Here is a 20,951-nt window from a genome sequence, read left to right on the forward strand (position 1 = left end):
CTGTTGCCTTTTCACCCAATTTTATTGTCCTAACCTCAATGCGTAATGCTATAACTTGTGGTCTCGCCATCGCCAAGTCAAACTCTGTCAGAAAGTTGGGGGAGTCCCCTAATTTTAGTAACGCCCCTAACTGTCTATCGCTTATTGTAGAAAACTTCTAGCGTCCAGTGTGGATGGCTGGTTTGAAGGCAATTCCCCCAACTACTCTGAGTTCAACGGTCAAATGACTGCCAAGCACCGCCAGCATGATCAAGATTGTGATGTGAGTGTGAACAGCAGTTTTGATTCGTTGTGAACTTTAGTTTGCCAAAACTATGTATTACTTTGCACTCATCGGTAACTCTATGTCTACTCGCTCTCTCCAGGATGAGGATGATGAAGATGATGAAAATGATGTGCCAATTGTTCCTAATCCTTGATTCCGACCAGTCTAGACGTTGTTGAATTTTCAGCCTAATTGCCTGAAGATTTTAGGCGTTCGCGTGCCTGAAACTGCCAGAAGTCTAATTCCGGAGATCTCCAAGCGACTTCTTTTCGTCTCCTGTCTCTGGTGTCATAGGTAAGGCAGTTTGCCCATGATGCCAGAGCGCTTTTTTCGTCCCCTTGAATGTCTTGTACTTGTGCGAGTAAACAGTAACTAGCTGCACGTTCGCTATCTAATTCAATTGCCTTTTGCAGGTGATACTGAGCGTCAGAATAGTGTTTTTGCAGCAGATACGCCCAACCCAAATTTTTGTGGATAGAGGATTTCACCGAAGCATCCTTAACCTGCGTTACTCTTGGCAAGAGCCGCTCAATCGCTGTAGCGCTGTTTCCTGCTAATATATCTAAACGAGCCAGGTTACTCAGAGCAGCATCGGCGGCGCGTCCTTTGTAGCTGGCTGCTGCTTGGTAATGGTTGTAGGCACGCTCAATCTCTTCTAGCTTTTCACAGGTTGAACCCAGGTTGTAGTGAGCGCCGCCTAGGTTGGGATTAAATTCAATTGCCCACTGCAAGTAAAAGGCAGCACGTTGAAAGTCGCCGTCTAGGTAGCGTTCATAGCCAATTTTGTTGAGATTTTTAGCTATTTGCTTCCGTTTGGGTTCCTCGTCAATTAGTTGGCTGAAGGTTTTGAGGAGCTGCTCGCGGACGGGTGGGGTCATGGCGGGTAACTGCCAGATGACATCAGGTTCATCTTGAGAGGGTTCAGCTAATTTTGCTGACTCAGGGGTTTGGGTAGCCCCTATTTCAGCATCACTGGTGTCTTTGGTATGGGCTGTTTCGGGTGTCACCTGATTGGCAGTGACAGGGGTGGAGTCTGTGAGTAGTTCAGGTTTGTACTGTGCCACGAGCTTAGCGACTTCCAGGCGTTTGTAGCGGCGCTCATCGGCATGGTCATTGTCTAACCCTAATGTTTGACAAATCCGCTCAATATGTTTTCTGACGGTCGCGTCTCCAATCTCCAGAGACTTGGCGATCGCTCCATCGGTTTCACCCGCCAATACTCGTCGTAACACCTGCTTGCGTCGGGGTGTTAGTCGATTAAATGCTTCCTCGAACTCCTTTTGATTCATTCGGTTTCATCGCTGGCTAGCTCATCCACACTTGTGACTGTTACTCAAGCCAGTTGGTTGTGACTTTTATTTCTCCCCAATTCTAGCCGACATACTTTCCTCTGTCTTTAGGGGTGTTCGTCTATTGCTTCAACTAGATTGACAACTAGCGAAATAATTGTCACAATAGTGACCTGTAAGTCACAAAAGTGACAATTAGAGCTAACTTGTGACTGTATCGGCAAAGGGAAATCATCACCCTGATGGTTGACGCTCAGTGATTCGCCATAACTGAAATTTCAGAAGGAGAGATGACGGTGAAAACATCGGGTCAGTATCTAACACCGTTTCAGCGCAAACTGCTGCAAAAAAGTCTGCAAGAGGATTTACCGGAAAAGTACCGCCAGCGGATTGAAATCATGTTGCTGGCAGATGAAGGGATATCTCAAGCCAAAATTTGTCAAACCTTGAGGTGTTGTCCAGCAACCGCACGGCATTGGATACACGTCGCCCGTGCGGGAATGGCACACCAATGGCAAGAGAGTCGGATTGGTCGCCCGAAGACGGTGAATGATCAGTATTTAGAGCGGTTGAAAGAACTGGTGAGCCATAGTCCCCGTGACTATGGCTATTCCTTTGGGCGCTGGACCGGGCAATGGTTAAGTAAGCATCTGGCGAAAGAGTTGGGGATTGAGGTGAGCGATCGCAATGTTAACCTTTTGCTCAAGAAGATGGGACTCTCCACTCGACCCAAATCCGATTCAGCACCAGAAGTAACGGAGTTGGAAACCCCTCAAGGCTCTCGCATCAGAATTGGGGACTTGCAATCTGCTTGCGAGTCCGAACTCCCGTGGTCACTCAATCTTATCAAGACCAGTCACTAACTCATGGTTCACAAGTCATCAACTTTTTCCCCGCAACAGCTTGGTCAACAGCTTGCCCAAACTTTGGGACAGGCTCTTTCCGATAGGGAACTCTCAAACTGTTTTCAGCAGATTGAAATTCTCCAGCCAACCCCAGGTAAACGGTTCTGGCATACAGCAGAGGCGACGGTGGGACTCTATATTATTTTGGCGGGTAAAGTCAGACTGCTCAATAGTACGGATGATTTAATTACGTCACTAGAGACAGGGGCGTCATTTGGTGAACTCACGCTGTTTCCAGAGGAGGAATTTCACCCCTATGCGGCTAGAGCTTCCGTTAAGTTGAGGCTTTGCTATATTCCCGGTGATGTTTTGCGATCGCTCATTCGCCAGTATCCCTCGATCAAAGAGCATCTGTACTCATCCGCAGTACGCCGAGATTCACAGGTGAGGGGGGCAAACGCCAGCCAATCGACAGACAACCCCTTGGTTACAGCATTTCCCCGTCAGTCTGAGGCGGTTGTCTTGTCTCAACGGTCTGAGGAACAAAAACCCCAGTCCCAGATAAGTCGGGCGTACTTCCCCAACCCTACCGTAAAAGTGGGTCAGTGGTGGGGGCGAATCACCCGACGCTATCCGTTCTTTGCTCAGCAAAGTGCCTCGGATTGCGGTGCGGCTTGCTTGGTGATGGTGGGGCGTTACTGGGGGAAACGGTTTAGTGTGAATCGCCTGCGGGATATTGCCAATGTTGACCGCAATGGGGCGTCACTGCGCGGGTTAGCCGCCGCTGCTGAGAGTATTGGGTTTACCACTCGTCCAGTAAAAGCTAGTCTGAATAAACTGGCTGAACAACGGTTACCGGCGATTATTCATTGGCAAGGGAAGCACTATATCGTTGTCTATGAGGTGACCCGCGATCGCGTGATTGTGGCTGATCCGGCTATTGGTCAGCGTAGCTTAACTCATGCCCAATTTAAAGCGGATTGGACGGGTTATACCTTATTACTCCAGCCTACAGCATTGCTCAAGCAGGCTCAAGAAGCCAGCACCCCCTTCTGGCAATTCTTTGAACTGGTGAAACCCCACCAACTGGTGTTGCTGGAGGTGTTGATTACTTCGGTTTTGATTCAGATTTTTGGACTGATTACGCCCCTATTTACTCAGTTGCTGTTGGATCGGGTGGTTGTACAGCGCAGCACGTTGACGTTAACCGCCGTCGGATTGGGGTTACTCATCTTTGGCTTGTTTCGAGTCGCCATGACTGGACTGCGGCAATACCTTCTGGATCATACCGCCAACCGAGTTGATTTAGCGCTGATTGTCGGGTTTATTAGCCATACCTTCCGGCTTCCTTTGAGTTTCTTTGAGTCTCGTTATGTGGGAGACATCATTTCCCGTGTCCAGGAAAATCGCAAGATTCAGCGTTTTCTTACGGGGGAAGCCCTATCCATTCTGCTGGATTTACTGACGGTATTTATCTATGTGGGATTGATGTTTTGGTACAGTTGGAAGATGGCGCTGTTAACGTTAGTTATTGTACCACCCTTTGTGTTACTGGCGTTAATTGCCACACCCTTTTTACAGCGAGTTTCCCGTGAGATTTTTGGGGCTTATACGGAGGAAACGGGCTACTTAATCCAATCCCTGACAGGGATTCGTACTGTCAAATCCATGGCGGTTGAGCAGACGGTGCGCTGGCATTGGGAGGATTTGTTTGGCAAGTCGATTAAAACGTCCTTTTCTGGACAGGTGATTGGTAATACACTCCAGACATTTAGCTTAACCATTGAAGCCGTCGTCACGACAGCCTTACTCTGGTTTGGCGCGTGGCTGGTGATTCAAAATGAACTTACGATTGGGCAATTAGTCGCGTTTAATATGTTGCTGGGGAATGTAATTCGTCCCTTTCAGCGGTTGATTGTGTTGTGGAATGATTTGCAGGAAGTGGTGATTGCGGTGGAGCGGATTAATGATGTGATTGATGCTGAACCGGAGGAAGATTTACACTCCTCATCTCGTCAATTTTTACCCCCAATTCGCGGACATATTCGGTTTGAACAAGTCACGTTTCGTTACCATCCCGAAAGTGATCTGAATACGCTAGAAAATGTCAGTTTTGACGTGCAGCCCGGGCAAATGGTGGCGCTGGTTGGGCGTAGTGGTTCGGGGAAAACGACGATTTCTAAGTTGGTTTTGGGGCTTTATCCTGCGACTGAAGGGAAGATTCTCATTGATGGCTACGATGTTACCAGTTTATCCCTGCGATCGCTCCGTCAGCAAATTGGTGTGGTTGACCAAGATACGTTTCTATTTGGGGGTACAATTCGGGACAATATTACTGTCGGTCATCCAGAAGCTACGTTGGATGATGTAATTGACGCGGCTAAACAGGCGGGAGCGCATCAGTTTATTAAGGAATTGCCCATGGGTTATGAAACTCAAATTGGTGAAGGGGGAGGAATGTTATCGGGGGGACAACGACAGCGTCTGGCGATTGCTCGTGCTTTATTAGGAAATCCGCGATTATTGATTTTAGATGAAGCGACGAGTAATTTGGATGCTGAATCGGAACGGATTATTCAGACTAATCTGAATACGATTCTCACGGATAGGACAACATTAGTGATTGCTCATCGCCTGTCAACGGTACGGAATGCTGACCGAATTTTGGTGTTAGATAGAGGGGTTTTGGTGGAAAGTGGAACTCACGACGAATTAATGGCAAAGCGGGGTCAGTATTTTTATCTCAATCAGCAGCAACTGACTGTGACAGGTTGAATGAAAGGCTAATCGCTAATGGGAATTAGAGACTGTATAGTGTACTTTATCATTCTGAACGCTGACATTTTAATCCGTCTCAGACCTGCCCTTAGAAAGGAAGTCTGTCACCTTTGTAGTGGCGTGGCACACCTAAAATAGTGCTTTGTTTGTAGTAAGCACTTTAGTGCTATAACGCATAACTTGAGAGGGCTAAAGCCCTCACTACAAAACAAATCTATCCCACAATTAACTGACAGGCTTTCCTTATAAATTCCCATGAAGAATGAACAATTAACAATCAACACTAACATGCCCAAATTATCAACACAGGAACCAGGGAGTCGGAATGGTCACTATCCTCGTGATCAAGAACAGACTGAAGCGATTATGACCAATAATCCGGCTCAAACAGCACTACCCAATCAGGTAAACTCCTCTCAACTGATTAATGAAGATTGGTCATCGTTGACCAAGGAACTGATTGATACTGTACCGCGAGTTTGGACGCGGGGGTTATTGTATTTTTTGGTCGTGTTTGCTGGGATTATCTTACCCTGGGCAATGCTATCTAAGGTAGATGAAACCGGGAGTGCTAGAGGGCGACTAGAGCCGCAGGGGAATGTGTTTAAAGTGGATGCACCCGTGGCGGGGACAGTGGCTAAGGTTTTAGTCAAGGAAGGTCAATTGGTCACCAATAAACAGCCGTTACTGGAACTGGAATCTGAGGAGATTAAGAGCGAACTTCAGCAAGCTCAGACGAGATTGGAAGGGCAACAAAATCGGCTGGCGCAGTTGGAATTAATGAAAAACCAATTACTTCTGGGAGTTCGCGCTCAACAGCAACAAAACCAGGCTCAAGCATTGGAAAAACAGGCTCAAGTGGAGCAAGCACGGCAGAACTTGGAGTCTCTCAGGAATTCTTACAATTTACAAAAGGAGGAGAAACTGGCTCAAGTCAATCAGGCAGAGAAAAACCTTGACTATAGCCAAACTGCCTTGAATTTAGCCGAAATTCGTTTAACTAAAGCACAACGAGAAGTCCAACGTTACCGCCAAATTCAGGAGCAAGGTGTGGTTCCCGAAATTAAGGTGGTTGAACAGGAAGATTTGGCTCAAGAACGGCAACGATTGCAGGAACAAGCGGAGTCGGATGTGCAGCAAGCGAAGCTGCGGAAGGAAGAGCAACAAAGCAGCTATCAGAGGATTATTCATCAAGCCCAGTCTGATATCGAGCAAGCCAAACTGCGTTTACAAGAGCAGCAAAAGAGCTATCAGAGTTTGATTCATTCGGGGGATATTGCTATGCTTAAAAGTGAAGAACAGATTGAAGAACTGCAAACACAAGTTACGACGCTTAAAGCCGAAATTGCTCAGAGTAAAAGTCAGATTCAATCGTGGGAATTTCAGCTAGGACAACGAGTGTTAAGTGCACCCGTGAGTGGGACGATTTTTCAGTTACCGATTCAACGAACGGGGGCGGTAGTACAACCGAGTACGTTAATTGCTGAGATTGCGCCCAAGAATGCTTATCTTATCCTGCGAGCGCAGATGGCTACCTCTGAAAGTGGGACGCTGCGTGAAGGGATGCTTGTCAAGATGAAGTTTGATGCTTATCCGTTCCAAGATTACGGGGTAGTTGAAGGAACGGTGAGTCAGATTTCACCTACGTCTAAAGTGACGGAAACTGAGCAGGGACAGATAGCGACGTTTGACCTGGAAATTGAGTTGAAACAGACTTGTATTAAAACCTCACAAGGTTGTACAGAGTTAGCGGCTGGACAGACGGCAATAGCTGAGGTGATTGTCCGCCAGCGTCGGATTATTGATTTTATTCTTGATCCGTTTAAGAAGTTACAAAAAGGGGGGTTGGAACTTTAGATGTTTTAGGACTATGGATTCGGATTTACAGAAAAATTAGTCTAGTGACATCGGCTGGTTGAAAGAGATAGTCAATCACCTAATTAAGGAGCTTAGTTTTCACCGTATGTGGCGCAACGTTAGTAGAGACGTTGCATGCAACGTCTCTACAACTTTTCGGTTTCACCAAGATGTGACTAAACCCGCCCAGACGCGCCATGGCGCGTCTCTACAATAGTTTATAGACTTCCAGTAAAAAGTTAGAATTGAGGAGTATATCATGTCACAAGCAATTACTATTTCCCATGAGGATATTCTGCATCAAGTTAAGCTATCGTGTCAGATTCCTGAGATAGTTGAGCAAATTGTTACTCGTAAGGTTATTGCGGATGCCGCAGAAGAGGTAGGAATTACAGTGGAGACGGAGGAACTTCAGAAAGCAGCAGACAGCCTACGGTTAATCAGCAAACTTAACAGTGCTGAGGAAACGAAAGTATGGTTACAAAAAAATGGTCTTTCCCTAGATGATTTTGAAGAATTGGTTTACAACAACGTCATCTCTGGGAAGTTGGCACACCATCTATTTGCGGACAAAGTTGAACCCTTTTTTGTTGAACATCAGTTGGATTATGCTGGGGTTGTGATGTATGAAGTTGTTCTGGATGATGAAGATTTGGCGATGGAACTCTTCTATGCGATTCAAGAAGGTGAGATGAGTTTCTATGAGGTGGCTCATCAATACATTCAGGATACAGAGTTACGCCGAAAGGGGGGATATCGGGGGATAGTGCAGCGTAAGGAGTTGAAACCGGAAATTTCTGCTGCTGTTTTTGCTGCTACGCCGCCGCAGGTGCTTAAGCCAGTAGTGACTTCTAAGGGAGTACATCTGATTTTGGTGGAGGAGATTGTTGAGCCGGAGTTGGATAATAAGCTGCACTATCAAATCCTTTCGGATTTATTTCAAGAATGGTTGAATCAGCAAATTGAGCAATTAAAAGTTCTTACCAGTATTGAATTGAACAACCAAGCAGCTTAGATGCTTTTCCTAAATTCAAATTTTCCATTTATCAAATACCCAATTGAAAAGCCATCTGATAAGCATCAGATGGCTTTATTAGTTAAACTATGTAGTCATAAGCTTTGTTAGACCATCAATCGGTGAGTTGGTCAACTAATACACCTACAACCACCTTGATTAAAATCTTATTTTACATCTTAAATTCCGAATCAGATGGTTTAACGCCAGTTCAGTTCTGCTTTGGATTAAATGGTCATTGCCTGTGCAGCAGTTTTCAGTTTAGAAGAAGCTTCGCTTGTATATGAGCGCTTGGGCTTTATAGACATACGTTGTTTTTGCTCCTGTAGTTCAATCAAACGCAGTTTGCTCCAGTTAACGAGAGCTGAGTTCCCAAGACTTGGGGCTAAATTAGCCAGTTTCTCCAAAGCCGAGATAGCCTCTGGATCGATCTTGAGAGAAGCTAGGTAACAATCACAAGCTATTTCCAGTTCACTCATAGCCTCGTAGCACTGACCCATCATAAACCAAGCAATGGCTGTCCCTGGGGGACCTAGCTTGGTTGCTGATCTGTAAACCTTAGCTGCCTCTTCAATTTTGCCCTGCTTGATGAGGATTTCTCCCAACTCAAGGCGATATCTCGGATCTAACGAATCCATTTGGGCTAGCAGTCGCGATCGCTCCTCGGCTAGATCTAGGTTCCGGAGCCACAAAGCCTCTTTCGTTCGGCTCTCTAAAATAATATTCCGGTTCTCATTGGCTACTACCTCCTGCACTTCATTCTCGCAAGTCAGGCTTTCTGCATAGGATTGGCAAAGATCCATCTCCTGAATTACCTTGTCTTTATCTCCATGTAGGAGGGGAACAAAAACAACGGCGCGATAGTAGATACTCGTCAAGAGTCTGTAACCAAAATCATCGAGTAAAGGTTTAAGGTTTTGGATTTCTTTAGTGGCAATTGCTCGCCAAAACTCTGCGCCCTCCAAATTTCTGAAGGTTTTCGCATACTGGACTACAAGCTGGATAGCAGCACTAAACCGTACCTGAGTACCAGATGGAGCATAATTAGCAATGTTTTCAAGTTCCTTCAAGTTCAAGTTGTCAAGCGTACCGTGATCTTGGTGTAAGAGCAAACTTGAAATAGCTCTACACAAAGCCAGTGCTGCCAATGCAGGATCGCTGCCTATCTCCGAACCTGACATCTCTGGCACGTATTCTAAGACAGTCGGATGGAAGCATAAGCTGCTCAAAAGATTTATAAGCCGGTATTTTGTAACGAGCTGAAGCTTCTGGTAATGGGTCAAATAGTCACAGACTTTGCTCCATCGTTCGGTTTGTAACTCATTCGCAAGTTGTAGGGGGTTATCTACTTGGTATTGGGTCATACCAGTCTCTCGCAGTAAGGATTCCCGAAAGGAATAGGGAAGCTTTACCTGTACCCCATAAGTCAGTGGTATGTCATTGATTGGTGTGTTACTGATTAAATTGCGATAACTGAACTCTATCCCATAAAGATGGAGGGAACCACCGTTGAAAGAACCTAGATCAAAATAGGGTCGATTTAGCCAAGCTATTGGTGAACTGTCAAGCAAAAACACAGACTTTTCTCCTTTTTGGTGTTGCTAATTACTAGAAATGAATGAACCAGAAACAAATGGTAGATACAGCCTACAAAGCCTAGGCTATTCATCAAAGTAACCCACAGTGGTACTAGAATATTGTTAACAGTGCCACTGTGGAAATAAGAGACGTTTTAAAAACTACTTTCCGTCTTCATAATGCTTGGGCGTGAGTCAATGACTGTTTTATAACGCTGCCAAACAGGAGCAAACGAACTTAGGCGAAAGAAGACCAAACGGTCTTAGGCAGCGACGCCAACATCATGCCTCCGCGCAATGTTGTGAAAGCAGTAAAAGCGTTTGAATTACCTGCCTCAGCCTCGCTCCTTAGATCAATCATCTCTTCTGATTTTTCGGCATCAGCCTTTAGGTTATTGATTTTGATTTCAGCCATTGGAAAATGTACTCCTAAATAAACTTGTTTGGGTTGTGATTAATCTTTCGATTGCCTCATCCCATTAATATATTCCGGGATTTACTCTGTTTTTTCAAGTATTTTATAACTCTAAATTAGAAATAAATATTCGTTTTTTGTCTTTTATAGTTTGAGGTAATTACACTATTGATGCAATAAGCTGAGCATAACTGTTATTATCCTAATTATTAAAGTAAATAAATAGAGTTATTTATTCTTATTTAATTTATATTTTTTCTAATATTGTACCTTACAAAAATACGTAAAAAATCAACCCCAATTGATCTGGGATTGAAGGGAAATAAGTCCTGTTTTAGGTTAAATCACCCCTAGGCGATTGGTAGCAACAGTCAATGTGCTACAGGTTTTTAATAGGCGGGTAATGCTATCAGGGGTTTGCTCCCAATCGGTGTGCAGCAGGATATTATTTAACTTCAGGTCATTGTGCGTCAGGCAAGAGGGAGAAAAAGCACTGCCTAATTCCGCGATCGCACACCCCAAACTATCATACCGCTGATAAAGGGCAAAAAACTTCAACCCATCAGCAGGCACTTGACCAAAAATTTCGGGTCCAATTCGTTCCAACCCCCGAATTAATTTAGGGACTTGCTCAGTTGTAAGAGTATCCGACTGTTGAGCAAAGAAATGCTGATAGTCTTGACAGTTAAACGTATCACGATGGAGAGTTCCCAGAAACGTACCCATTGCCAGCGTAATTTCTGTAGGAAAACTATTCTCCTTACTGTAGAACTCCATTAAATCCCGGTAATCATCCAGGTAACGGCAGACAAGAATGGAATGGTCCCGATCAAAATGCAACACGTCTGGCAGAAATGGGCGTAGGTGTTCAACCTCTGGAAATTGCTGCAAAAACACTTGCATCTGCCACTCTCCCCAAAACTCGCCAGCCGCTTTCCCATCCTGATTATGCCGTTCCTGCTTAACTAAAAGCTTATGAGTGTCAGTAAATTTTACCAATAAGTTAAAGTTTTTGGCAGCAACTGGCTCAACTTGACTGAGAGCTAGCTCTGAGGGATTACAGAAACCATGCTCAACTAAATAATTGAAAATATTATCAGAATTCAAAAGGAATGTCATAACTGATGAAGCTATTTAAATAGAATGAAACGACCAATCTATCACCAAATGTAAGAGATAGACTTAGAGAAAACATCCTCGCCGCCGAGGGGAGCAGTATCAACGATGCTGACTCTAATTATAGTGAATTGCAGTCCAGCCATAATTGACAGGTCATCTTCTATTAGATTATTAGATCACTCAGAAAGCTTTCAGCACCTTGAAACAACTCAGAACCAGCTAAAGGCAAATCGGAGACGGTAATCCTAGACATAAGTTTACTTCGCTTAATCCTCTGATTAATCCACCGTTACTATAGTTCACTCAAACCTTAGACTTCAAGCTTAAGCCAGAACTTGCTTAGAAAAAAATAAAGGAATTTTATCTCATTTCCTTTAATGCCAACAGAAAACAAAATAGATTGAACTGGGTCAACCCGTCACCCCTATGGAATTGAACCCTATATTCAAGAAAGCCGACTTCACATTACCTAAAACGACTCAAACCCATCCTCTGTATATAACAGAGCCATATTAAACACCGAGACAGTTCCTGACTCAGGAGGACAGTTAAAACGGCTCAAGCTGAACTGGCTTTTTTCAAGAACCTGGATAATTATTGTGACAATTTTTTCCGAATAGCCGCTAGCAGGGGTCAAAATAACTAAACGAGAGCATGTCACCTTTGTGGGGCTATGGGAACGTAAGCTGTTCGGCATTTAAATCTTAATGTCAATAATGGCGAAATCATTGTAGTAGTGCGAGCATCTTGCTCGCTACCCATTCATCTTGCTCGCTACCCATTCCCAATTTAAATGCATGACAGCTTAGACGGAGCCTTCTCGTTCACCTTTGGTGTTTCCGAAGGGTAGAGTAACCCAACTCATAGAAACTCCTGTTGGGTAACGCTTACTCTCTACCCAACCTCCACTTATTGGGGATCTTGAGGTAGGCACTAAAGTGCCTACTACCAACAGGGGAACTACCCTCAACTTTGCTACCTGTGCTGGTAGCTAGATTTTATCTACAATGGGGGATAAACCGTTAGGGGATGTTGCTCAACTTCGGGGAATCCCCCAACGTTCTTACTGGGTGGGACTTGTCGATGGCTAGACCGAACTATGGGCCTCAAGCGAAAAAACGGGCAAAGCGCCTGTTAGAAGCGTTGCTGGCTTACGCTAATGACGAGTGGGAGAATACAGAACATCTACAGATAAAGGTCAACTGGCAAAGTGAGAATCAGTTGGTTGTCAGGACAAAGGTGCGATTTCTCCAAGAATTGACATCCTTAGATCCCTATGAAGGCAAACTAAATAGCGAACAAATTAAAGAAGCACTGAAACGGCTGGCAGATTTTGTCGAGATTCTAGAAGATAATCGTCCAGGAAAGAAAGGATTACATGATTGGCACTTTACCCTGAAACTCTGGCACAAGCGGTACGATAAAGAGGCGATTATGCAACGGTTTAATCTAGAGTGGGAACGTCGCCGCCCGGAAAAATCCAAACAAGTCGCCCCGACTGCATCACCACCGCCTTCTGTAAGCACAGGCGTGCAGCAACGGGAACAGAAGCAGGGAGTTGTAGGGGCGGGTTTTACTGATAACATTCTGGAGACAACCTCTAACTTAACTAAACCCGCCCTTCTTGGGGAACTACCGAATAGTCCAGTGGAACTCAATTCTCAGTTTTATATAGAACGCCATCCCATTGAGGAGCGTTGTTATCAGACGATTCGTCAACCTGGGGCGCTGATTCGGATTAAAGCACCTCGGCAAATGGGTAAAACGTCGCTGCTGGATCGAATTTTAGACTATGCCGAACAACAGGGTTATGCCACAGTGCGGTTAAATTTTCTGCAAGCTGAAGCGGACGTTTTTAGCAGTCTGAATCGCTTTTTGCGCTGGTTGTGTGTTTGTATCAGTTCTAAACTTAAACTTGATGCTCAACTGGATAAGTATTGGGATCAGGATCGGGGCAGTATTGTTAATTGTACAACCTACATCCAAGATCATTTATTAGAACAACTCGATTCACCTTTAGTCTTGGCATTAGATGAAGCGGATCGAGTGTTTCAGTCCCCCGATATTGCACAAGGATTCTTTCCCATGTTACGCAGTTGGCATGAGGAAGCCAAGACTGTGGATAGTTGGGAAGAATTGCGATTAGTCGTGGCACATTCAACGGAAGATTATGGACCGTTGGATATTAATCAATCCCCGTTTAATGTGGGATTACCGATAGAATTGCCGGAGTTTACCTCGCAACAAGTCGCCGATTTAGCTCAACGCTATCAACTGGATTGGGATGAGACGCAAGTTCTACAGTTAATGGCGATGGTGGGGGGACATCCCTATTTAGTGCGATTGGGACTTTATCACTTAGCCAGTCAGGATGTGACACTCAGCAAATTATTGCAAGATGCGCCAACCGAAGCGGGAATCTATGAGGCACATTTGCGCCGACATTGGGGAATCCTGAAAGAAAATTCAGAATTAGCCGCCGCCTTAAAACAGGTTGTTAGTGCTACAGAACCCGTGCAAATTGAAACCATGGAGGCGTATCAATTGTACAGTATGGGACTGATTCAGCGAAAGCGCGATCGCGTCATCCCGCGTTGTCAATTATATCGGCAATATTTTCAGCGAATTATGCATTATAAATTCTAGCGAACCAAATTGTAGAGACGTTGCATGCAACGTCTCTACAGGGTTTTTGCTACTGAGATTACACTAGCCGATGCTATAGCAATTTACTATCAATCCAAACTCTATGCCCGATAACAATTATTACAAAGTAGGAGGAAGTTTAGAGTATCAGCACCCGACTTATGTGGTGCGAAACGCTGATGCTCAATTGTATCAGGGATTAATTAACGGGGAATTCTGCTATGTTCTCAACTCCCGACAAATGGGTAAATCCAGCTTGCGGGTGCAGATGACAAAGAAGCTGAAAGCTCAAGGCGTCAAATGTGCGGCGATTGATATGACTCGCATTGGTAGCTACGTGACGCCAGAAGAATGGTATGGGGGATTGGTATCTGAATTATTGCGCGGGTTTCGACTTTCCAGGAAAATTAACTTTAGCAACTGGTGGCGCGATCGCGCGGTTTTATCTCCAGTACAACGGTTGAGTGAATTTATCGATGATGTTCTCCTAATTGAGTTCTCCCAAAACATTGTTATTTTTATCGATGAAATCGATAGTATCATAAAAATCCCCTTTCGGGATGACTTTTTTGCCTTTATCCGAGCGTGCTATAATCAGCGTTCTGATAATTCTGCTTACCAACGCCTCTCGTTTTGTTTGTTGGGTGTTGCCACACCATCAAGTTTGATTGCTGATAGAAATCTTAGTACACCGTTTAACATAGGTCGAGCCATTGAATTAACTGGCTTTGAGTGGTATGAAGTTAAACCTTTAGTACAAGGCTTAACCGGAAAAGTCACTAACCCCGCCGATGTGCTTGCAGAGATATTGGACTGGACAGGGGGTCAACCCTTTTTGACCCAAAAGTTATGCAAATTAGTAGTTGAACAGGTAGCAACGGATGATGTAGCGGATGGGTTATCGGTTTTTGAAGAAAGTTTATCTGGAATCGATAATCTATCTGTTACATCCGTTACCAAATCCGTTGCCAGTGGGATAGAGGAGTTAGTCCGAGAATGTATCATTGAAAACTGGGAAGCCTGTGATGAACCGGAGCATTTGAGAACAATCCGCGATCGCATCAGGTGGAGTCCGCGCCAGAAACCCTTACTGCTCCTCTATCAACAGATTTTACACCAAGGAGAAGTGAAAGCCAAGGACACACCCGAACAGATGGAATTACGGCTGTCTGGGTTAGTGGTGAAGCAGCAGGGCAAGTTAAGAGTCGCTAACCGGATTTACGAGGCAGTTTTTAACCAAAAATGGTTAGATGAACTCTTGGCGGAAGCGTGTATATTACCAGAGATAACACCAGCAACAGTGCCAAAGTCTGTGGCAGAAATTGAGCAAGTTGAGCAGATGGCTAAAGATGCTCTACAGCAGTTTAAATATAAACCAATTGAGGCATTATGCTTAGCCCTTCAAGCGGGGTATACTTTAAAAACCAAAATCACAACCTCTTGTCTATTGTCTGACTTTCCTGCCCTTACCCCCCTGTTTGCATTACAAACAATTTTGCACAATATCTACGAACGTAATCGATTTTCAACGGGTCAGGGTATGGTTAAAGATGTATGCTTTAGCCCAGACGGGAAGTGCCTAGCGACGGCTGGAGGAGACGGTACGATTAAAGTTTGGAATCGATTCGGGCAACGGTTAAGGGAATGGCAAGGACATCAGGGTATTATTTATGATATTCTTTTTAGTGTTAATGGGAAATTCATTGCCACTGCTGGACAAGATGGTTTGGCAAAAGTTTGGCATAGTTCAGGAGAACTAATTACCCAAGTTTCCGGTCATCAAGGCTCAATTTCAACTGTTAGTTTCAGTCCGGATGAGTCGCAGCTCATCACCGTCGGACGAGATGGCACAGCAAAGCTGTGGAATTTATCCGGAAAACAACTGGCTCAATTTAAAAGTCATGGCGGCACAATTTGGGCAGCACGTTTTAGTCCCAACGGACAGCATATTGCCACAGTTGGAACCTGCAAATGGGGTGGCAGTGTAATACTTTGGAACTTATCAGGAGAGCAAATTTATCACGTTAAAAGTCTTCAAAGTCCAATTTTAAATATCAGCTTTAGTCCTGATGGAAAGTTTATAGCTGCGGCACATCAGGATGGCACAGTACAACTCTGGAATTTGTCTAAACTGCAGGTAACTATCCTCAAGAACAATCAAAATTATGAGCGGCATGTAGTTCTCCGCATTTGCCATCAAAACTCAGTAAGGAGTATCTGTTTTAGTCCAGATGGTCAACATTTGGCTACGGTGTCAGGTGGTATAGCTAGAGTGTGGAATTTATCGGGACAATTACTTGCTCAATTCAATGAGAATGGGGGTACAGTCTTAGGTCTAAGTTTTAGTCCAGATAGTCAAGGTTTAGCCACCACAACTGTATATGGTGAACTTCGACTCTGGGATATTTACCCCAAATTTCTGGCGCGATGGAATACCCATCAAAGTAAAATCTATGTTGTTACTTTTGCACCCAGCCAAGCCCATCTTTTAACAGCCGGAGAAAACGGCAACATCAGCCTCTGGAATTTAGCCGGACAACAATTGGCTCAACTTGATAACCCTCAAGGTTGGATTAGACATGCCAGTTTTAGCCCTGGAATGCACTATCTTGTCGCAGCCGGAGCCGATGGGAAAGTGCGACTGTGGCGAGTTATATCGCAGCCAATTAATACCCCATTGTTCAATTCCCTTTTATCTTCAAATCCTGATAACCCACAGTGGCAGATCAAAAACCTAGAGGGTGTTGATTATAACGTCATTTTCTGTTACGAGTTTCAAGATTCGGCTAGAGTAAACAGCGTTACTTGTAGTCCGGGTTGGCAAACCTTACCCACAAAATGCATTGCTACAACCGGAACTGATGGTATTATTAGTCTATGGGATGTGAGTGGAAATGTGCTAACTCAATGGAATACGAATCGCGGTGAACTTAAGAGTATAAGCTTTCACCCAGATGGTCAACGCATCGCTACCGCAGGAATAGATGGTACTGTTTGTTGGTGGGATTTATCGGGACATCATTTAGGGGAATGGAAGGCACATCAGGCAGAAGTTACCAGTATCAGTTGTAGTCCTGACGGGCAGATTATTGCCACAGCAGGTGCAGACGGCAAAGCAAAAATTTGGACAATTTCCGGACAATTGCTAGCTGAATTTCAGGATCATCAAGGCGCAATCAGAACTGTGAGTTTTTGCGGGAGTGGAAAACGTATTGCTACGGCTGGAGATGATGGCATCGTTCGCCTGTGGCGGGTTGAAGGATTAGAAGAATTGTTAGCCAGAGGTTATGACTGGCTCAAGGATTATTTAGTGACTTATCCTGAAGTCATCAAAACTCTTAACAGCCAATCACTAGGGACATAAAACGATTGTACTGTATTTATTGGGTACAAGAGCAAGATGCCTACACAAACAAATCGCTTGGAAAACTATGCTTCAACAAATTATTATGGATTTATCAAGGATTCACCCAAGAATACTCGAAGTTTGCTCCCCCAGCTTGCCATAGTGCCATGGCACGTCTGGAACATGCTTCTCCTGCATCCTACCTCCACAACAAGACTTATTTAGTAGACCATGTATGAATATAAAGTTGGTGGTAGTCTCCCGGCTGATGCTCCCACCTATGTTTGGCGACAAGCCGATCGCGCTCTCTATACAGCCTTAAAAGCTGGACTCTTTTGTTATGTCCTAAATTCTCGACAGATGGGCAAATCTAGCCTGCGCGTGCAAACCATGACGCGACTCCAGTCAGAAGGAATTGCCTGTGCTGCGATCGATTTAACCGAAATCATTAGTCCCGATATTACGCCGAGTGAATTTTATGGCAGTATTACCTATACCCTAGCTGATAGTTTTCATCTCCTGGATAAAATTGGCGATTTTGATAGCTGGTGGTGCAACTATGAAACCCTGTCCAGTACCCAGGGATTAGTGCGATTTATTAAAGACGTTCTCCTCCAACATGAATCGCTTTTGGGAAAAAAATTAATTATCTTTGTCGATGAAGTAGACAGTGTTCTACGTTTGCCTTTTTCTGTTAATGACTTTTTTGGTTTAATTCGCGCTTGTCATAATAATCGTGCCGATCAACCGGAATATAACCGCCTCACATTTGCGATTTTAGGCGTAGCGTCGCCAACAGATTTAATTCGTTCCCAAGCCTATAGTCTTCCCTTCAACTGTGGAGAAGCAATTGAACTGACGGGTTTTCGCTTAGACGAAGCCGAACCCATTACCAAAGGGTTAACCATCAAATCTGCCAATTCCCAGGAACTGATGAAAGCGGTACTCAGTTGGACAGAGGGACAGCCATTCCTCACCCAGAAACTCTGCAAACTGATTGTCGAAGCTGATGATGCGCCACCGCTAGGACAAGAATCTCACTGGGTTGAGCAACTGGTGCGATCGCGCATTTTGGCAAACTGGGAAAGCCACGATGAACCCGAACATTTACGCACCATTCGCGATCGCTTACTCCGAAATGAACAACGCAGTCGTTCCCTGTTAAAACTTTACCAAAAAATCATATCTTCCTCTCATTCTTCTGCCATTCATGAACTATCATACTTTGGCAATTCTCCGAATCGATACGGAGAAATAATTGATGATAATAGTCCTGAACAAATGGAACTGCGATTGTCGGGATTAGTAGTCAAACAAGGGAGTATTTTAAAGGTTCACAATCGCATTTATCGGTCAGTTTTTAACCCCAATTGGGTAAAAAAACAGCTAGCCGCTTTAGAACCTGAACCTCAGCATTCCCAATTTCAGAAAACTCTAGCTGAACTGGAGCGAAAACTGTTAGTCTCTCAACTAGCTTGTGTTGCTGATGGTAGAGATTCGGCGCCGGCGCTGTATGAGGTGTTGCGAGACGTAACCTTACGCATTGGTGATTTACTCAGCGCCGATCGCGCGACTATCTTTTTACTCAATGAAGACAAAACTGAACTTTGGTCAGTCGTGGCTGAAAATGAAGGGAGTGAATTTCTGGATATTCAGGTACGATTAGGGGAAGGAATTGCGGGTCAAGTGGCAAAAACTCGAAAATCCATTAATATTCGCTCGAATGTTTACCAAGATGCGCGGTCTGAATTGGTTAAAGAGTATGACGAAAAATACAATTACTATACCTATAACGTCTTGGCGTTGCCAATTACTAATCAAAATCAGCAAGTTATTGCTGTTATTCAATTACTCAACAAATTAAAGCGACCCAAAAACTCCGATAATCAAGGAAATTGGCTAATCAATCGCCACGGCTTTAGTCAACGGGATCAAAAGCAATTAGCAGAATTTGTTCCGGCAATTCGCCGAATTATAGAAAGCTGTCAATCCTGTTATCGTGCCACAAAGAAACTGCGAGCAACCGCTGCTTTAGCCGAAGCCACTCGTTCTCTAGATAGGAGTAGTTTAGACATTCAAGAAATCCTACCACGAGTCATGGATGCGGCGAAGAAACTGATGAATGCTGACCGCAGTACCTTATGGCTTTTGGATCGCGATCGCCATGATTTGTGGACAAAAATTCTCCAAGCTGATGGTTCTTTAACCCAAATGCGAGTCCCTGTCGGTGTGGGATTTGTGGGTAAAGTGGCTAAAACAGGTCAACCCCTGAATATTCCCTTTGACCTCTACGATCATCCTGATGCAACCAATTCTCGAAAATTTGACCGCACCACGGGTTATCGCACCTGTAGTTTGCTCTGTATGCCTGTATTTAACGCCGATGGTGAATTAATTGGCGTGACGCAATTGGTCAATAAACGTAAACCCGGAAATTTTCCGTTCTATAAACCTGAAGATTGGCCCCAACCGCCTGAACAATTTCAATCCAGTTTTGATGAGCATGACTGTCAGTCCATGCAAGTGTTTAATCAGCGAGTGGGTGTGATTTTACAATATACCAAGACTCATGAAACTTTAAAGCAGTTTACCCAAATTCAACCAAAAGAAGGGGTTCACAATACCCTGGTGATGCTTAATCAAGCCGTGGGCAACCATAGCGATGAAGTGATGCATAACCTGCTAAGTTTTATTGCCAAATCAGTGACTAAGACGCTGAATACTGAACAGACGATGATTTTTGTCTTAAATAGCGAAAACCAAACGTTTTGGTCATTAATTGTTGATAATGAAACAGGAAAATTAAGAGAAGTTCAGCTTGCTGCTGATGGAAGCGAGTTAGCCTCTGGCTCTCAACCAATGCGACATCGAATTAGTCAGGATCATCCCAGCCTCTCGACGTTAATTCAAACAGCTACTCCTCAATTTAAAGATTATCTGATTCACAGTCATTTAGTCTATCCTATCGTCAATTCGCAGCAGACTGTGGTAGCATTGATTGAATTAATTAATAAACTCAAACCGACTAGCGATCGCGGCGCACCATTATCTGAACGCATTGACCCTAAAGGGTTTAGGAAAGCCGATGAAAAGCAACTGGCTGAATCTGTCCCCTCAATTCTGCCGATTCTGGAAGGCGTACAATCCTTTTATCGAGAAATGCGGATCATTCAGGGGCGACAAGCGATCGATGCATTATGGTTAGCGATTAGTTCAATTAGTCAAGGGAATTGGACATCCCAGGAAATTCTGCAAAAAGTAATGGATGCGGCGCAAAAGTTGACCAATGCTGATCGCAGTATCCTCTGGTTAGTTAACCGTCAATACGGTGACTTATGGACTGAACTTCCTGGTGTTGGGAAAATTCGCTGTGAAATTGGTATGGGGTTTGCGGGTCAAGTGGCAGCATCTGGTAAACTAATAATGATTCCCTATGACTTGTATGATCATGATGGCGCATTACACGCCAAACAAATGGATCTAGCAACCGGATATCGCACCTATAGTTTACTCTGTATGCCTGTTTTAAGTCGCGATGGGGAGTTATTGGGGGTGACGCAGTTACTCAACAAGCGCAAACGGGGGAATTTCCCGGAGGATCATCCGGCTGATTGTCTTGATGTTCCTGATTATTTTAAGACTAGTTTTAATGAACGCGATCGCCGATATATGGAGATATTTAATAATCAAGTCGCTGTGATTGTTCAAAGCAATCAACAGCAGGATGTATTGAAAAGTGAAATTTTGGGTAGGCTGTCTAGAGCGTCAGTCCAGTAACTAAAGTTAGAGATTAAATCCA

General features: G+C 44.3%; 11 protein-coding genes. 7 read left to right on the top strand and 4 right to left on the bottom strand.

What is annotated here, in order from left to right; translation table 11 throughout:
* Nucleotides 1-453: 453 nt before the first annotated feature.
* Nucleotides 454-1,554, bottom strand: a complete 1,101-nt coding sequence (locus ACLFWI_RS04940; RefSeq protein WP_446411999.1) for a tetratricopeptide repeat protein — start codon at nt 1,552-1,554, stop codon at nt 454-456.
* Between the two features lie 290 nt (nt 1,555-1,844).
* Here ACLFWI_RS04940 and ACLFWI_RS04945 point away from each other — a divergent pair, with 290 nt between their 5' ends.
* From ACLFWI_RS04945 to ACLFWI_RS04960, 4 genes are all read left to right on the top strand, one after another.
* Nucleotides 1,845-2,417, top strand: coding sequence for a helix-turn-helix domain-containing protein (locus ACLFWI_RS04945; RefSeq protein ID WP_446412000.1), 573 nt, complete (start codon nt 1,845-1,847; stop codon nt 2,415-2,417).
* 3 nt (nt 2,418-2,420) lie between these two features.
* A complete protein-coding gene (locus ACLFWI_RS04950; protein WP_446412001.1) occupies nt 2,421-5,174 on the top strand; it encodes a peptidase domain-containing ABC transporter in 2,754 nt (917 codons plus the stop codon).
* 291 nt (nt 5,175-5,465) lie between these two features.
* Nucleotides 5,466-7,034 (top strand): HlyD family efflux transporter periplasmic adaptor subunit, encoded by a 1,569-nt coding sequence (locus ACLFWI_RS04955; protein ID WP_446412002.1) that lies wholly within the window; start codon nt 5,466-5,468, stop codon nt 7,032-7,034.
* Nucleotides 7,035-7,293: 259 nt separating this feature from the next.
* Nucleotides 7,294-8,049 carry a peptidylprolyl isomerase gene (locus ACLFWI_RS04960; protein ID WP_446412003.1) on the top strand — a complete coding sequence of 252 codons (756 nt, stop codon included), beginning with the start codon at nt 7,294-7,296 and terminating at the stop codon, nt 8,047-8,049.
* A 227-nt stretch (nt 8,050-8,276) separates the two neighbouring features.
* Here ACLFWI_RS04960 and ACLFWI_RS04965 read toward each other — a convergent pair whose 3' ends face one another.
* The 3 genes from ACLFWI_RS04965 to ACLFWI_RS04975 all read right to left on the bottom strand — a co-directional run bounded on the left by ACLFWI_RS04965 (nt 8,277) and on the right by ACLFWI_RS04975 (nt 11,160).
* Entirely contained in the window at nt 8,277-9,413 is a 1,137-nt protein-coding gene (locus ACLFWI_RS04965; protein WP_446412004.1) for a tetratricopeptide repeat protein, read from the bottom strand.
* A 451-nt stretch (nt 9,414-9,864) separates the two neighbouring features.
* Nucleotides 9,865-10,041 carry a hypothetical protein gene (locus tag ACLFWI_RS04970; RefSeq protein WP_446412005.1) on the bottom strand — a complete coding sequence of 59 codons (177 nt, stop codon included), beginning with the start codon at nt 10,039-10,041 and terminating at the stop codon, nt 9,865-9,867.
* A gap of 339 nt (nt 10,042-10,380) precedes the next feature.
* Nucleotides 10,381-11,160 (bottom strand): hypothetical protein, encoded by a 780-nt coding sequence (locus ACLFWI_RS04975; protein WP_446412006.1) that lies wholly within the window; start codon nt 11,158-11,160, stop codon nt 10,381-10,383.
* 1,083 nt (nt 11,161-12,243) lie between these two features.
* Here ACLFWI_RS04975 and ACLFWI_RS04980 point away from each other — a divergent pair.
* From ACLFWI_RS04980 to ACLFWI_RS04990, 3 genes are all read left to right on the top strand, one after another.
* The gene (locus ACLFWI_RS04980; protein ID WP_446412007.1) at nt 12,244-13,806 is read left to right on the top strand and encodes an AAA-like domain-containing protein; all 1,563 of its coding nucleotides are present in this window, start codon (nt 12,244-12,246) and stop codon (nt 13,804-13,806) included.
* Nucleotides 13,807-13,909: 103 nt separating this feature from the next.
* A complete protein-coding gene (locus tag ACLFWI_RS04985) occupies nt 13,910-17,170 on the top strand; it encodes a WD40 domain-containing protein (RefSeq protein WP_446412008.1) in 3,261 nt (1,086 codons plus the stop codon).
* 213 nt (nt 17,171-17,383) lie between these two features.
* Nucleotides 17,384-20,929, top strand: a complete 3,546-nt coding sequence (locus tag ACLFWI_RS04990; RefSeq protein ID WP_446412009.1) for a GAF domain-containing protein — start codon at nt 17,384-17,386, stop codon at nt 20,927-20,929.
* Nucleotides 20,930-20,951: the final 22 nt, after the last annotated feature.

It is taken from the genome of Coleofasciculus sp. (assembly GCF_046539235.1).
Taxonomy (GTDB): Bacteria; Cyanobacteriota; Cyanobacteriia; order Cyanobacteriales; family Coleofasciculaceae; genus Coleofasciculus.

What these genes read in the sequence shown, in the direction of transcription:
- ACLFWI_RS04940 (WP_446411999.1), bottom strand. Translation starts at nt 1,554, where the DNA reads ATGAATCAAAAGGAGTTCGAGGAAGCATTTAATCGACTAACACCCCGA.
- ACLFWI_RS04985 (WP_446412008.1), top strand. Translation starts at nt 13,910, where the DNA reads ATGCCCGATAACAATTATTACAAAGTAGGAGGAAGTTTAGAGTATCAG.
- ACLFWI_RS04965 (WP_446412004.1), bottom strand. Translation starts at nt 9,413, where the DNA reads ATGACCCAATACCAAGTAGATAACCCCCTACAACTTGCGAATGAGTTA.
- ACLFWI_RS04945 (WP_446412000.1), top strand. Translation starts at nt 1,845, where the DNA reads ATGACGGTGAAAACATCGGGTCAGTATCTAACACCGTTTCAGCGCAAA.
- ACLFWI_RS04970 (WP_446412005.1), bottom strand. Translation starts at nt 10,041, where the DNA reads ATGGCTGAAATCAAAATCAATAACCTAAAGGCTGATGCCGAAAAATCA.
- ACLFWI_RS04975 (WP_446412006.1), bottom strand. Translation starts at nt 11,160, where the DNA reads ATGACATTCCTTTTGAATTCTGATAATATTTTCAATTATTTAGTTGAG.
- ACLFWI_RS04990 (WP_446412009.1), top strand. Translation starts at nt 17,384, where the DNA reads ATGTATGAATATAAAGTTGGTGGTAGTCTCCCGGCTGATGCTCCCACC.
- ACLFWI_RS04955 (WP_446412002.1), top strand. Translation starts at nt 5,466, where the DNA reads ATGCCCAAATTATCAACACAGGAACCAGGGAGTCGGAATGGTCACTAT.
- ACLFWI_RS04980 (WP_446412007.1), top strand. Translation starts at nt 12,244, where the DNA reads ATGGCTAGACCGAACTATGGGCCTCAAGCGAAAAAACGGGCAAAGCGC.
- ACLFWI_RS04960 (WP_446412003.1), top strand. Translation starts at nt 7,294, where the DNA reads ATGTCACAAGCAATTACTATTTCCCATGAGGATATTCTGCATCAAGTT.
- ACLFWI_RS04950 (WP_446412001.1), top strand. Translation starts at nt 2,421, where the DNA reads ATGGTTCACAAGTCATCAACTTTTTCCCCGCAACAGCTTGGTCAACAG.